Annotated in this window: 17 protein-coding genes; 12 read left to right on the forward strand and 5 right to left on the reverse strand. The window is 64.5% G+C overall.

Translation table 11 applies throughout. The features are described from left to right. Positions 1-32: 32 nt before the first annotated feature. Positions 33-302 (reverse strand): hypothetical protein, encoded by a 270-nt coding sequence (locus MF4836_RS25400; RefSeq protein WP_078472604.1) that lies wholly within the window; start codon positions 300-302, stop codon positions 33-35. On the opposite strand from MF4836_RS25400, the gene MF4836_RS25405 reads away from it, so the two are divergent. The 4 genes from MF4836_RS25405 (at position 301) to MF4836_RS25420 (ending at position 1,920) form a co-directional block, all read left to right on the forward strand. After that, positions 301-723, forward strand: a complete 423-nt coding sequence (locus MF4836_RS25405; protein WP_078472605.1) for a YybH family protein — start codon at positions 301-303, stop codon at positions 721-723. The genes MF4836_RS25400 and MF4836_RS25405 overlap by 2 nt on opposite strands. Before the next feature lie 232 nt (positions 724-955). After that, positions 956-1,330, forward strand: coding sequence for a hypothetical protein (locus MF4836_RS25410; protein ID WP_078472606.1), 375 nt, complete (start codon positions 956-958; stop codon positions 1,328-1,330). Next, a complete protein-coding gene (locus MF4836_RS25415; RefSeq protein ID WP_078472607.1) occupies positions 1,327-1,533 on the forward strand; it encodes a helix-turn-helix transcriptional regulator in 207 nt (68 codons plus the stop codon). The genes MF4836_RS25410 and MF4836_RS25415 overlap by 4 nt, the downstream gene beginning before the upstream one ends. Positions 1,534-1,626: 93 nt before the next feature. Then, positions 1,627-1,920: a hypothetical protein gene (locus tag MF4836_RS25420; protein WP_020298197.1), complete on the forward strand. Its 294-nt coding sequence runs from the start codon at positions 1,627-1,629 to the stop codon at positions 1,918-1,920. Between the two features lie 138 nt (positions 1,921-2,058). Here MF4836_RS25420 and MF4836_RS25425 read toward each other — a convergent pair whose 3' ends face one another. After that, a complete protein-coding gene (locus MF4836_RS25425; protein ID WP_078472608.1) occupies positions 2,059-2,994 on the reverse strand; it encodes a hypothetical protein in 936 nt (311 codons plus the stop codon). A 37-nt stretch (positions 2,995-3,031) separates the two neighbouring features. Next, complete coding sequence (locus MF4836_RS25430) at positions 3,032-3,355, reverse strand: hypothetical protein (protein WP_078472609.1); 324 nt, start codon at positions 3,353-3,355, stop codon at positions 3,032-3,034. A gap of 224 nt (positions 3,356-3,579) precedes the next feature. Here MF4836_RS25430 and MF4836_RS25435 point away from each other — a divergent pair, with 224 nt between their 5' ends. The 3 genes from MF4836_RS25435 (at position 3,580) to MF4836_RS25445 (ending at position 7,603) form a co-directional block, all read left to right on the forward strand. After that, positions 3,580-4,095 carry a sigma-70 family RNA polymerase sigma factor gene (locus MF4836_RS25435; RefSeq protein ID WP_078472610.1) on the forward strand — a complete coding sequence of 172 codons (516 nt, stop codon included), beginning with the start codon at positions 3,580-3,582 and terminating at the stop codon, positions 4,093-4,095. Then, positions 4,082-5,050, forward strand: coding sequence for a FecR domain-containing protein (locus tag MF4836_RS25440; RefSeq protein WP_078472611.1), 969 nt, complete (start codon positions 4,082-4,084; stop codon positions 5,048-5,050). The genes MF4836_RS25435 and MF4836_RS25440 overlap by 14 nt, the downstream gene beginning before the upstream one ends. A gap of 93 nt (positions 5,051-5,143) precedes the next feature. Then, the gene (locus MF4836_RS25445) at positions 5,144-7,603 is read left to right on the forward strand and encodes a TonB-dependent siderophore receptor (RefSeq protein ID WP_078472612.1); all 2,460 of its coding nucleotides are present in this window, start codon (positions 5,144-5,146) and stop codon (positions 7,601-7,603) included. An 86-nt stretch (positions 7,604-7,689) separates the two neighbouring features. On the opposite strand, the gene MF4836_RS25450 is transcribed toward MF4836_RS25445, so the two are convergent. Beyond that, the gene (locus tag MF4836_RS25450) at positions 7,690-8,532 is read right to left on the reverse strand and encodes an AraC family transcriptional regulator (RefSeq protein WP_078472734.1); all 843 of its coding nucleotides are present in this window, start codon (positions 8,530-8,532) and stop codon (positions 7,690-7,692) included. A 105-nt stretch (positions 8,533-8,637) separates the two neighbouring features. Then, positions 8,638-9,543 (reverse strand): LysR substrate-binding domain-containing protein, encoded by a 906-nt coding sequence (locus MF4836_RS25455; RefSeq protein WP_078472613.1) that lies wholly within the window; start codon positions 9,541-9,543, stop codon positions 8,638-8,640. Between the two features lie 129 nt (positions 9,544-9,672). Between MF4836_RS25455 and MF4836_RS25460 the strand changes: the two genes are divergently transcribed. From MF4836_RS25460 to MF4836_RS25480, 5 genes are all read left to right on the forward strand, one after another. Next, positions 9,673-10,566, forward strand: a complete 894-nt coding sequence (locus MF4836_RS25460) for a sugar phosphate isomerase/epimerase family protein (RefSeq protein WP_078472614.1) — start codon at positions 9,673-9,675, stop codon at positions 10,564-10,566. After that, positions 10,563-11,342: an SDR family NAD(P)-dependent oxidoreductase gene (locus MF4836_RS25465; RefSeq protein WP_078472615.1), complete on the forward strand. Its 780-nt coding sequence runs from the start codon at positions 10,563-10,565 to the stop codon at positions 11,340-11,342. Before MF4836_RS25460 ends, MF4836_RS25465 begins: the two co-directional genes overlap by 4 nt. Positions 11,343-11,385: 43 nt before the next feature. After that, a complete protein-coding gene (locus tag MF4836_RS25470; RefSeq protein ID WP_178102988.1) occupies positions 11,386-12,693 on the forward strand; it encodes an MFS transporter in 1,308 nt (435 codons plus the stop codon). Between the two features lie 59 nt (positions 12,694-12,752). Beyond that, a complete protein-coding gene (locus MF4836_RS25475) occupies positions 12,753-13,046 on the forward strand; it encodes a YciI family protein (RefSeq protein WP_078472616.1) in 294 nt (97 codons plus the stop codon). Positions 13,047-13,200: 154 nt separating this feature from the next. Next, positions 13,201-13,620, forward strand: coding sequence for a hypothetical protein (locus MF4836_RS25480; RefSeq protein WP_078472617.1), 420 nt, complete (start codon positions 13,201-13,203; stop codon positions 13,618-13,620).

Here is a 13,620-nt window from a genome sequence, read left to right on the forward strand (position 1 = left end):
CGGGGAAGCGCTGTATTGAAAGGGCTGCGGCATTAAATCAGTAAATATCGACCCTCGCCTAGATCGACCGATGGTCTTTGCTGGGCCTGCGCGCGGAGAAATAAAGTGAGCGGGTGGTTGATCTCTGCTGCCGTGTCTGCCAAGTTTCGGCCATGAATTTTCAACGCCCAGCTGTACACCGCCTGATTATTACCACCGCTGACCAGTCGGTGGGATAGCGCTTTAATCAGCACCAGACCCGCCTCCCCAGGCGGGTTTTTCATTCCTGCCTGGCCCGGCGTCCACCCCAGGAGAGCAAGCATGAACAGCACCCAGCACCTGTTGCAGCAAACCATCGAAGCCGCCGACCGGGCGATCAACGCCGAAGACTTCGACGCCCTGATGGACTTCTACGCCGACGACGCCACCCTGGTGGTCAAGCCCGGCCTCAACGTCACCGGCAAAGAATCTATCCGCCGGGCCTTTGTCGCCATCGCCGAGCACTTCAACCACAGCATCCACGTGACCCAGGGCCAGATGCAGGTGATCGAAGGCGGCGACGTGGCGCTGGTGATCATGGAAACCCTGCTGCACACCACCGACCCGGCAGGGGCCAGCAGCGAAATCACCCGGCGCGCGACCTATGTGTTCCGCCACATCGCGGGCCGGTGGCTGTGCGTGGTCGACAACTCCTACGGCACCGACCTGCTGGGCGGAGAAAGCAGCCCAAGCGACGCTCTCTGACTGAGGGTTGTCGATACAGCTGCGCGGGCTGTCCACGTAGCTGTATCGGTAACTCAGTCAGTCGCAGCGTGCGGCCGGCCTGATGCTCCCCTTATACGATTGCAGCCACCGCCCCGGCGGGCTGTCCGCCTCGCGAGCATCTCGCTCCTGAAACGCCCATGTAAAGCGAGCTTTACATCCGCACAAAACTGCATAATCATGTAAAGGACGTTTTACATACAGGAGTACACGGATGAAACGCTACTACTACGAAATGGCCGCCTCCCTGGGCCTCTATGCGCTGGCATTGGTCAGTTCGCTGATCCTGCTGCGGCGCCCCGAGGACTTCAGCATGGCGCTGCGCATCATCATCACCCTGACCCCGGTGGTGCCGGCCGGGCTGATGTGCTGGGCGATCGTGCGCCAGTTGCGGCGCCTGGACGAAATGCACCTGCGGATCCAGTTCGAAGCCCTGGGCTTTGCCTTTGCCGCCTCCGCGCTGCTGACCTTCAGCTATGGGTTTCTGGAAAATGTCGGTTTCCCGCACATCTCCTGGCTGTGGGTGTGGCCGGTAATGGGCGTGATGTGGATGGTAGGCCTGCGCCTCGCCAGCCATCGCTATCAATGAAAAACCAACTCAAGGAACTGCGCGCCGAGCGCAAGTGGTCACAGGCCGACCTGGCCGAACTGCTGGACGTCTCGCGGCAAACCATCAACTCCATCGAAAACGGCCGCTACGATCCGAGCCTGCCATTGGCGTTCCAGATTGCACGGGTATTTCAGTTGCCGATCGAAACTATTTTCGATGATGGCTTTCAGAGTCAGGATTGATTTTGCCCGCGGGCCTAAACTGCCCACCGCTACAGGATCAACGCGCTCAACCTTCGTTGAGCGCACCTCGCCCCTGCAAGGACGCCACACCCCATGAAAACCCTCGCCAACCTGGCTTTCGATTACATCTGGCACCTGATGTTTACCGACGACGACTACCTCGACCCGGACTTCGCCATCCGCCTGCAGGAGTCCATGCCCGACTACTTCGCGATCATGTCCGACGCGGAAAAAGCCGCGCTGGCGCAAGTCGCCGAAGAAACCCAGGCACGCCTGCTCGCGCCCCCCGACGAACACGGCTATTCCCCACGCAGCCTGGTGACGGCCGATCAGAAGCAGTTTTTGCAGGACCTGATCTCCGGCGAGTTTTTTACCCAGTTCGATTGAACGCCATCAACGGTTGCGCCGTCCGGAATAGGCACCGCGATCCATCGCAGGATAGTGAGCGGTTGCAAGGGACTGCGCAGCGTCACGGGCTCGGCAGCGGCTACGGGTCTTCTGTAGCCGCTGCCGTAGGCTTGATCCTCAGCGTTGCCCCGGATCCGCTTGCACCAGGTGCCGCCAAGGGAAGACATCCCGGGCGAAATGGCTGACATAGCCACCATGGGTCGCCTGTACCACCTGGAATTGCAGATTCGGCCGCAAGGCGTTGAGGGCCTGCAACTGCTCCAGGCTCAAGCAACTGTTGCGCAGCACCAGGACTCGCAGCACGTCGCAGACCGGGCTGGCAAATAATGCCTGATAGGACGAAAAGCGGGTCACCAGGCCATCCTCGCGCACGTCGGCCCAGGTACTTTGCAGTTCGGTGGATTCGGTGAAGTCGAGCAACCGCAGATTGGGCAGATTGCTTGAGGCTGCCAGGTTGTCGATGAATTGCTGGGTGTCGAAATTACCGCCGATCCGCAACGTCGCCAACTGCGGCAACGGCACCTGGAAAAAATCGCGGTTGGGCGAGTTGGGCAGCACCAGCTGGGTCAGGTTCGGCGCCTTGGCGCAAAAGCGCGCGACTTCGCCGCCCTCCTCCATGATGCTGCCGGCGCGCTGGATCAGTGACGCGTTATGGTGCTGCGGCTCGGTCGGGCTGATGACCAGGGAGCGCAACGCGGGAAAGCGCACATCGCTGTTGAGCAAGGACGTGAATTCCCATTCACGGGTGCCATTGGCGCCCGAGTCGGGGCCGGTGAAGGTCAGGGACACCAGGGTATCCGCCACCTCTTGTCGGCTCAGGCACTCCAGCGTCCAGAACAGGGGCTCGTCATACACCTCGCCATAAAACTCGACGTGCAGCCCTCCGTGCAGCGGGGCCAGGGCCAGGTATTGCAGGGTGCCGACGTAAAGCGGTGTGTCGTGGCGGGCAAAATCGGCCTCCAGTTCTTCGGCGGCAGCCACCGTGAATTGATGGATTCGCTGCTGCAATTGCAGAAGTTGCTGATAACCGCGAGTCGCAAGCTGAGCTGACATTTTCAGGGCTCCTGTGTGATCGGTGACGGCCTTCGCCTCAATACGCTTCGCCTTCGTCGCCCTCGACCCGGGCACCGAGGGCGCGGGCAATGTCCTTGGCCTTGATGATCAGTTCATCGTCATGCACAAACGAAATGCGCCCGCGGCGATAGTCGAACAGGTACTCATCACCGCTCACCGGAGACCGCCAGGACGCCGCATCGGTCTCACCGAGAACGATGGTTTCACCGGTGCGCGGGTTGATTCCGACCAGTTGCTCCTGCAGCTCCAGCGAGGGGTCGGCGGCACATAGCGCGTGCCACTCTTGCAGACTGATCTCGCCCGCGTCGGCGGTTCTGAGGATATGAATTTCGTAGGCCATCGAGGGGTCGTCCTTGGGTCGGCGCGGGTGGGCGGAGAATAACTGGCGGCGACATTAGCAGAAAGCAGCCGCTCTGCGAGCCTCTGGCCCGCGCCCGCGAAGTCGACCAATGGTCAGCCAAACAGCGAAATAGCGAACGATTGCTAATTGCGTTATCGGGCAGCGAACGCATAAGATGAGAACGATTTTCAATAACAACCCCCTGGGGCAGGACCCGATCCACGATGCACACGAGAGACACCCTGAATTCCTCTGAAGTGGACCTGCTCTATCGCTCCCACCATTCCTGGCTCACGACCTGGTTGCGCCGTCGCGTCGGCTGCCATGCCAATGCCGCGGACCTGGCCCAGGACACCTTTGTGCGCCTGCTCAAGGCGAGCCATGCGCACCCGCTCAAGGAGCCCCGGGCGTACCTGAGCAGCATCGCTCGCGGGCTGATGATCGATCAGTACCGGCGCCGTGCCCTGGAGCAGGCCTACCTCGAAAGCCTGGCGCTGATGCCGCCCAGCGAAGCGCCGTCGGAAGAACAGCGCTGGGTGATCCTCGACACCCTGGAGCGTCTCGATCAACTGCTGATGCTGCTCAAGCCACGGGTGCGCCAGGTGTTCCTGCATGCCCAACTCGATGACATGAGCTGCAAGACCATCGCCGAGCACCTGGGCATCTCCCGCGCCACCGTCGAGCGCGACCTGGCCAAGGCCATGGCAACCTGCTACCGGTGGCGCTATGCACAGTCCTGAAATCACCCCGGGCCAGGCCCACGTCGAACAGGCCATCGAATGGCTGGTGCAACGGCGCTACAACCCACCCAGCGCCGAAACCGAACAAGGGTTCCAGCACTGGTTGCAGCAGCACCCGCATAACGCCCTGGCCTGGACCCAAGTTGAGGCCATGTGCGATGAGTTCAGCGGCCTGCCCCGCGACCTCAGCCGGCGTACCCTGGAAGGCACCCAGCGCCATCACACCAGCCACCACACCAGCCGCCGACACAGCCTCAAGCTGCTGGGCGTGCTGTGCGCCGTCGGCAGCCTGGGCTGGGTCGGACGCGAACAGCTCGGGCTGCCCTCGTTGCTGGCCGACCGTCACACCGCCACCGGCGAACGCCGCACCTACCACACCGCCGACGGTGCAAAAATCCAGCTCAACACCGCCAGCGCCATCGACCTGCGCTTTGACAAACAGTTGCGCAACCTGAGCCTGGTCCAGGGCGAAGTGGCGATCGACACCGGCAAGGATCCGCGTCCGTTGCGGGTGATCACCCGCGACGGCATGCTCCAGGCCCTGAATGCCCACCTGCTGGTGCGCCAACGGGGCGAAGACACGGTGCTCGCCGTGCGTCGCGGCGATGTGATGCTGTATGCCCCCAGCGGCCGCGCCCTGCGCATCGCCGCCCCCGGCGAACAGTTGCTGCTCAGCGCCAGCGGCCAGGTGCGGCCGGCGATCACCCATGGCGATCCCTGGGGCTGGAGCGAAGGCGTGCTGAGCGTGCAGCAGATGCCCCTGGGCGAGTTCATCGCCGAACTCTCGCGTTATCGCCCGGGCTTGCTGCGCTGCGCCGAAGAGGTCGCCAGGGTGAAGGTGTCCGGCACCTATCAACTGGCCGACACCGACCAGATCCTCGCCCTGATCGCGAAAACCCTGCCGGTCCGGGTCGACTACCGCACCCGCTATTGGGTCAGTGTTTCAGCGAGTTGAAATTTTTCACAGATAAATGAGGTACTTTCTCATTCGCGTTCGGCCTGTAGGAATAAAGGCAATTTTCGCCCCCTTCTTCCGCAGGAGTTCCGAATGATTCACCCAAGCGTTGCTCAACCCGACCCGCTGCAGCGTGCCATTCGTGGCGCCCTGTTCGGCCTGGCCATGGCCAGCGCCGGCCTGCCCGCGCTGGCACGTGCCGAGCAACCCGCAACCGCGCAACAGGCCCGCACCTGGAACATCGCCCCCGGTCCCCTGGACCAGGCCCTGGAACAACTGGCGCGCCAGGGCGGGCTGAACCTGTCCTATGACGCCGCGAGCCTGCAAGGCAAACAGACCCGGGGCGTCAGCGGCGCCCACGACAGTGCCCAGGCGCTGTCGCTGCTGTTGCAGGGCAGTGGCGTGCAGATCCAGCAGCAGTCGGCCAACAGCTTTATCCTCGTGCCAGCCACCACCAGCGGCGGCGCCCTGGAACTGGGCGCGACCACCATCTCCAGCGAGCTCCTGGGCGCCACCACCGAGCACTCCGGCTCCTACACCACCGGCGCCGTGACCATCGGCAAGATGCCGCAAACCCTGCGCCACACGCCGCAATCGGTATCGGTGCTGACCCGCCAGCGCCTGGACGACCAGAACATCACCAACCTGACGAGCATGATGGAGCAGACCCCGGGCATCGTCGTCGACTACACCGACAGCGAGCGGGTCACCTACTACTCGCGCGGCTACCAGATCGACGCCATCCAGTACGACGGCGCCACCGTGGTCCAGGGCAGCGGCGGCGGTTCGTTTATCCAGAGCGACTCGGCGATCATCGACCGCGCCGAAATCCTGCGCGGCGCCACCGGCATGCTGCGTGGCGCGGGCAACCCGTCGGGTACGGTGAACCTGGTGCGCAAGCGCCCCACTCGCGACTTCCAGGCCTCGGCCACGGTCACTGCCGGCTCCTGGGATGCGCAACGCTACGTCGCCGACCTCTCCGGCCCGCTCACCGACAACGGCGCAATCCGGGGACGGATGATTGCCGTGCACGACGACAAGGACTCGTTCCAGGACAGCCGCATGGAACGCAAGAACGTGTTCTACGGCGCCCTGGCCGCCGACCTCGACGAGCGCACCACCTTCACTACCGGCATCGAATACACCGAGCTTGAGGCCACAGGGTCCTGGGGCGGCCTGCCGGCCAACTTCGACGGCTCGCCGCTGAAGCTGTCGCGCAGCACTTACCTGGGCGCCGACTGGAACCGCTGGAACCGCAGCAACCTGCAGACCTTTGGCGAGCTGGAGCACAACTTCGACAACGACTGGACCCTCAAGCTGTCGGCCACCCGCACCCAGTTCGAGCTGGACGACAACGGCTTCAAGCAGACCTATTTCACCCGCGCCAGCACCACCAACCCCTACCTGATGAACTACCAGGTCACCGAAGGCGACGGCGGCGAAAGCCAGCAGACCAACCTCAGCGCCACCCTCAACGGCCCCTTCGAACTGCTGGGCCGCGAGCACGAGCTGATGGTCGGTGTCGAACGCATCCGCAACGACTCCTATGCCTCGGCCACCAACTTCGTCACCTCCGGGGTCTTCGACATCCGCCAGTGGGACCCGAAAACCAGCCTGGCCGAGCCCTCGATCAATATCACCGCGCACCCGGTGCGCACCCGCACCACCCAGGAAGCGGCCCACGCCACCTGGCGCATTTCCCTGGCCGACCCGCTGACCGCAATCATCGGCGCGCGCCTGAACTGGTACGACTACGAGCAGGAAAACAACACCAAGAGTTCCGGCCAATACAGTGTCGATCAGCAAGTGGTGCCTTACGCGGCGCTGATCTACGACCTGAACCGGAACTTCAGCCTGTACGGCAGCTACACCGAAATCTTCAACCCGCAAAGCGCCACCGACGCCGCCGGCTCAGTGCTCGAACCGGTCACCGGCGAAGCCTATGAAATGGGGCTCAAGGGCGAGTTCTACGGCGGCCGCCTGAACACCTCGCTCGCGGTGTTCCGCATCAACCAGGTGGGCAATGCCCTGGACGACCTGAGCAGCCCCAACCCCTGCCCGCCCAACTACACCGCCGGCTATTGCAAGGTCGCCGCCGGCAAGAACCGCAGCGACGGCGTCGAGCTGGAAGTGTCCGGCGAAGTGCTGCCCGGCTGGCAGGTCAGCGGCGGCTACACCTACACCACCACCGAGTACCTCAAGGACACCGTCGGCAACACCGGTAACGTCCTGCGCTCCACCGACCCCAAGCGCCAGCTGAAGCTGTTCTCCAGCTACCGCCTGCCGGGGGAATACGCCGCCTGGACCGTCGGTGGCGGGGTCAGCGCACAAAGCGACATCTACTCGCGCAACGGCAGCGCCGAGGCCACTCAAAGCGGCTATGCGGTGTACAACGCGCTGCTGGGCTACCGCTTCAACGAGCAGTACTCGCTGCAACTCAACGCCAACAATATCTTCGACAAGCACTACTACAAGAAGGTGGCCGCGACCGCGACCGGTTACTACTACGGCGACCCGCGCAACGTCGCAGTGACCCTGCGCGGCACCTTCTAAAACCGTTGGCACCGGTGGCCGGACGCGAACCGCGTCTGCCGCCGGCCCATGGCCGCCGTGCCGAAAGCGGCCTCATCCCATCAGGATCAGGACCGCAGCACGATCCCCGGCACGCTGGCAGCCTCGCCTGCCGGCTCGGCCGTAGCCATCCGCTCGAACAGGTAACGCGCCGGTGGCTTGCCGAGGGCTTTGCGAAACATGGTGACAAAACCGCTCGCACTCTCGTAGCCAAGCTCCAGGGCTACGCTCTGCACGCTGTCGCCCCGGGTCAGGCGCTGCAAGGCCAGGATGATGTGCAACTGCCGGCGCCAGCGGCCGAAGCTCATGCCGACCTGCTGTATCAGCAGCCGGCTCATGCTGCGCTCGCTCAGGCCAATGCGCTTGGCCCAATCGCCGAGGGTCGCCTTGCAAGACGGGTCGGCCAGAAGCAGCTGCGCCAGCTGGCGCAGCCGCCGGTCCTGGGGCATCGGCAGGTGCAGGTCTTCGACCGGGGCCTCGCACAACTCGTCGAGCAAGGTGCCGATCAGGCGCGCCTCCCGGCCCTGGGTCGGATACAACTGGGGAAAGCCCGCGGCCTTGAGCAGCAACTCGCGCAGCAGCGGCGACACCGAGATCGTGCAGCAGGCCTGGGGCAGGCCGGCGACCGCAGCGGGCTCGACGAACAGGCAATAGCAGTGGGTCTCACCCGAGCCGCGTACCGAATGCTCCAGCCCGCCAGGGATCCAGACCGCGCAGTGCGGGGGCACGATCCACACCCCTCCGTCCACCTCGCACTTGAGCACCCCCCGCAGCGAATACAGCAACTGAGCCTTGCGATGTCGATGGCTGGCGTGCTCCCAGTCCCTGGACACCAGGGACGCACTCAGGGCACTGACCGGGCGCGGGATGTTGTCCACGTCCCAGGACGGTGCTAGGTCAGGGGAAACCATGATGACCACGAACGAAGCACCTCATCTTGAGAACCATGGGTTTGGCCGAAGCGAAAAATATCGTGCGAGGGTTGCTCAATCTCGTCAAGCACCCGCGCCCGGCGCTTATCGAGCGCGCCAGTCACGCAGCAACTGGATGAAGTGCCGGGCCGCTTCCGAGAGCGGGCGATCGGTGGGTGTGGTCAAGCCTACCGGGGCCCGCAGCAGCGGGCTGGCAAACGGCAGCGCGCGGACCACGCCCAGGCGCAGGTCAAGGTCGACCACCCCGCGCTGCACGAACCAGACCGCGTCGTAATCCTGCAGGTAGACCCGGGAAAAGGTTTCGCTCAGGGATTCGAGCATCTGGAAGCCACTCGCGGCGCCGCTGGACAGCAGGAAATTATCCACGCTGATGCGCACCAGGGTGCCTTGGGGCGAGGCCAGCAGCACATAGGGCAGCAGGTCATCCAGCACCAGGTGTTCCCGTTTGGCCAGGGGATGGTCGTGGCGTACCACCAGCAGCAGGTCTTCTTCGTACAGCGCTTCAAAGGCCACGCCGAGCATGTCGCGACCAATCAGGCGCCCGACGATCAGGTCGATGTCATGGGTGCGCAACTTGCCCACCAGAAAATCGTAGACCCCGGACAGCACCTGGATCCGCACCTGGGGATAGCGCTCGCGCATCTGCGCCACCACCGGCGCCAGCATGTAGCCGGCCGCCGTGGGCAACGCCCCGACCCGCAGCAGTTGCGGGGCCTGGGTGTCGACCCGGGTCGGGTCCATGGCCTGGTTGAAACTGGCCAGGGTCTGCGCCGCGTGTTTATGGAAGGCCTCCCCGGCTTCGGTGAAGCGCACCCCCTTGCGCCCCCGCACCAGCAACTGCACCCCCAACTCCTGCTCGAGCTCCTTGAGGCTCTTGGACACGGCGGAAAGGGTGATGTGCAGCAGTTTCGAGGCGGTGACCAGGCTGCCGGAGCTGACCACAGCGGTAAAGACACGCAGATGACGCAGGTTGATCGAGGATTGGCTCACGGCGGGAACACACCTTTTTAGTCAACCCACAGGTTAACTAACAGCGGATTTTATATCAATTTAATCAACCAAATCTTTGATTTAGCATGCTTCCTGACTTCACCGACCGACCTTGCGAGGACCCGTTCCATGACCCACCCCGAGCCGCGACTAGGCGCCTCCAGCGCGTCCCTGCCCAGCCTCAGCCCCGAGGCGCTGGCAGACGAACTGGCCCGCCTGGGTTACCAGGGGGTCGAGTGGCGCGTGGCAGATACCCGCCCGCTCGACCCGAGCCAACCCTGGAACGCCCGCAGCAACAACCGCTGCACCATCGCTCCCAACGCTGCGGCGATCGAGGGCATCCAGCGCCATTGCCTGGCCCTGGGCCTCAAGGTGTTTGGCCTCAGCCCTTACCTGACCGTGGGCGACCTTGACCAGACCCTGCGCATGATCGACCTCGCCGCCCTCGCCGATCAGGCCCGGCTGCGGCTGTGGGCCCCCGGCTATGAAGGCGAACGCTACCCCGAGGCCTACGCCCGGATGCGCCGCTTCCTCGACCAGATCCTGCCGCGGGCCCAGGCCCAGGGCGTGCGCCTGGTGCTGGAGGTGCATCAGCGCACCATCTGCTCCAGCCCATCCCTGGCCATGCGCGTGGCCGAACACTACCCGCACCAGCACCTGGGCATCATTTATGACATCGGCAACCTGGCCATCGAGGGCCGCGAGGATGTGCAGTTGTCCCTGGACCTGATGGGCCCGCACCTGGCCCATGTCCAGATTAAAAACGTCGCCTACCGCCCCCTCGGCCCGGGCCAGGGCTGGCAGTGGGACTGGTGCCCACCCGACGCCGGAGTGCTGCCGTTGCAGGCGATGCTCGCCACCCTGCGCGCCAGTGGCTTCAGCGACTGGGTGTCGATCGAGGACTTTTCAAGCACCTACAGCGACCTGCAGAAACTGTCGCGCAACCGGGCCCTGGTCCGGCACTACATGGGGCTCGACAGCGAGCCCGCCGTCTCTTCCCGCCACGAGGCCATCAGCCAATGAACAGCCCCCACACCCACCGCCGCGTGGCCCTGGTCACCGGCGCCGCCGGCGAACTGGGCCGCGCCATTTGCACGCGCCTGTGCCGCGACGGCCTGGACCTGGTCGCCGTGGACCTGAACCTGGATGCCGCCCAGGGACTGCTGCGAACCCTGCACCTGGAGCCGGGCCAGCGCGCCCTGGCGATTCAGGCCGACCTCGGCGATGAGTCGTCGATCGTCGCCATGGTCGCCCAGGCCGGCGCCGCCTTCGGTCGCATCGATGTGGTGGTGAACAATGCGGCGGTCAACCACCGGGGCTCGATCTACGACTTTGACGTCGCCCAGTGGGACCACATGCTGGCGGTGAACCTGCGCGGCCCGGCCCTGCTGTGCCAGAAGGTCGCGCCGTACTGGCAGGCCCAGGCCAGCGGCCGGGTGATCAATATCGTCTCGCGCTGCTGGGTCGCCGGCGGCCCGCCCGCCTACGTCGCGTGCAAGGCCGGGCTGGTGGGCCTGACCCGCTCCATGGCCAGGGAGCTGGCGCCGCACAACGTGACGGTCAATGCCATCGCCCCGGGGCTGTTGCCCTCGGCCTTTACCCTCGATGGGCGCGATGCCGAGAGCTTCCAGCGCATGGCCGACAGCTCCATCGGCGACACCCCGCTCAAGCGCCTGACCACCCCCGAGGATATCGCCAACACCACCTCGTTCCTGGCCTCCAGCGACGCTGCGTTCATTACCGCCGAAGTCATTCACGTCTGCGGCGGCAGCCAGCTGGCGCCCTTCGGCACCCGCTGAGCAGCACTTGGTTCAACCACCACAATCACAATAAAGGTTGCTTATGAATACCCCTCAACCCGACAACCGGAGCATGGCCCGCCGGGCCGCCTTCGGCAGTTTTCTCGGCAGCGTGGTCGAGTATTACGACTTCTTCATTTACGGCTCGGCGGCGGCGCTGGTCTTCAACAAAATCTTCTTCCCGTCCGATGACCCCATGGCCGGCACCCTGGCGGCCCTTGCCACCTTTGGCGTCGGCTACATCGCCCGGCCCATCGGCGCACTGCTGTTCGGGCACCTGGGGGATCGCCTCGGGCGCAAGCAGGTGCTGATGATGACCCTGCTGTTGATGGGCCTGGCGACCTTCACCATCGGCCTGCTGCCGACCCACGCCATCATCGGCGCCTGGGCCCCGGCGTTGCTGGTGTTGTGCCGGTTGCTGCAAGGCCTGTCCGCCGGAGGAGAACAGGTCGGGGCCAGCCTGCTGACCATGGAACACGCACCCGGCAAGAACAAGGCGTTCTACACCAGCTGGTTGATCAACGGCGCCTCCATGGGCTCGATCCTCGCTACGTCGGTGTTTATCCCGCTGTCGATGCTGTCTGAAGAACAGCTGCTGGCCTGGGGATGGCGCATCCCGTTCCTGCTGAGCGCGGTGATGGTGGCGATTACCTGGATCATCCGCCGTGGGGTGGATGAGAGCCCCGAATTCATGGCGAAAAAACACGACGCTTCGCAGATTCCGGTGCTGGAGATGTTCAGCAAGGAATGGCGCGCCTTTGTCGTGGTGTTCTGTTGCGCCCTGATCTGCTCGGTGTCGTCGCTGGTGATTATCTTCGGCCTGTCCTGGGCCACCAATAACCAGCAGGTGGACCGCGCGTCCATGCTCTCGGCGATCGCCGCCAGCCAGGTCGTGGCCCTGGTCTGCCAACCGCTGTTCGGCCTGCTGGCGGACCGGATCGGCAAGAAGCGCATTTTCGCCGCGGGGTCCCTGGCCTGCTGCGCCGGGGTGTTCCTGTTCCTGTGGTCGATCACCACCGGCCAGATCGGGCTGATCATCTTCAGCACCGTGCTGCTCAAAGGCATCGTCTACAGCGCCCCCAATGCCCTGTGGCCGTCCTTCTACGCGGAGATGTTCAGCATTCGCGTGCGCTACACCGGCGTCGGCCTGGCCACCCAGTTGAGCTTTATCGTTGCCGGCTTCTCGCCAAGCGTGTGTTATGCGCTGCTCGGCGACGGCCATGCCTGGCTGCCCGTGGGCTACTTCATCGGTGGCTTGGCCCTAGTGGCCGCAATCGCTGCCCTGCTTTCACGCCCGGCCAGCGAACCTGCCGCCGAGCGCCCGCACGCAGCGCTCGCCCAGCGCGCCTGATCCCCTACCTGCGGGTACTGCGCGATTGCCGTGCCCGCCCCCACCTCGGAGACACCGCCATGCCCTTTGCCCTGATCGCCCACGACTATGACGATGCCCTGGAACGCCGCATGGCCTGCCGCGAACAGCATCTGCAGCGCCTGCAACAGCTCGCCGACCAGGGCCGACTGCTTGGCGGCGGCGTACTGCTGGACCCCCAAGGCAAAATGATCGGCTCCAACGTGCACCTGGGTTTTGCCCGGCGCGCGGAACTGGACCAATGGCTTGAGGACGAGCCCTACATCACGCAGCGGGTCTGGGAAACCGTGGAAATCCTCGAGATCAGGCTGCTGAATCTGCCGCCCCGGGCTTAAGCGGGAAGCGCTCGGGCGGCAGGCCCTAGCCAATTTCGGCAAGCCGCTGCCACCTGCTCGCCCAGCGCCCAGGCCACGCCCTTGCCGGGCAAGGCTGCGCCGCCATGGCCCGAGTTTTGCTGAGCTCCACGGATACCAACCAGGGAGCACCACCATGATCGGAAGCAGTTCATTTTCATTGCCGGCTGTCGACGCCCTCAGAAAGTCGCTGGAAAACGGCACCCTCAAGGCCGGCAGGATCGAGGTCGCCAACGCCACGCCGCAACTCCAGGCCCAACTCGACGCCAGCTTTCTCGACAGCCAGAAAGCCACGGCCGAGATGACCGCCCGTTACCGTGCCAACCCCAGCTGGGCGACCTTCGATCCCAGCAGCAACAAGGTCGAACTGCCCGACGTGCAGTCCCTCGGCAAAAGCGACGCCACCCATATCGCCAACGGCTTGCAGTACCTGCTGGAGATCGGGCGCCTGGAGGGCAAGACCCTGAGCGCGAAAAACGGCGATCTGGCGACGGACAGCCTGGCGCAGTATCAGGACTGGCTGCAGGCCCGGATCGGCGTCAACGCCCAGGCCTGA

It is taken from the genome of Pseudomonas sp. MF4836, assembly GCF_002018875.1.
GTDB lineage: Bacteria > Pseudomonadota > Gammaproteobacteria > Pseudomonadales > Pseudomonadaceae > Aquipseudomonas.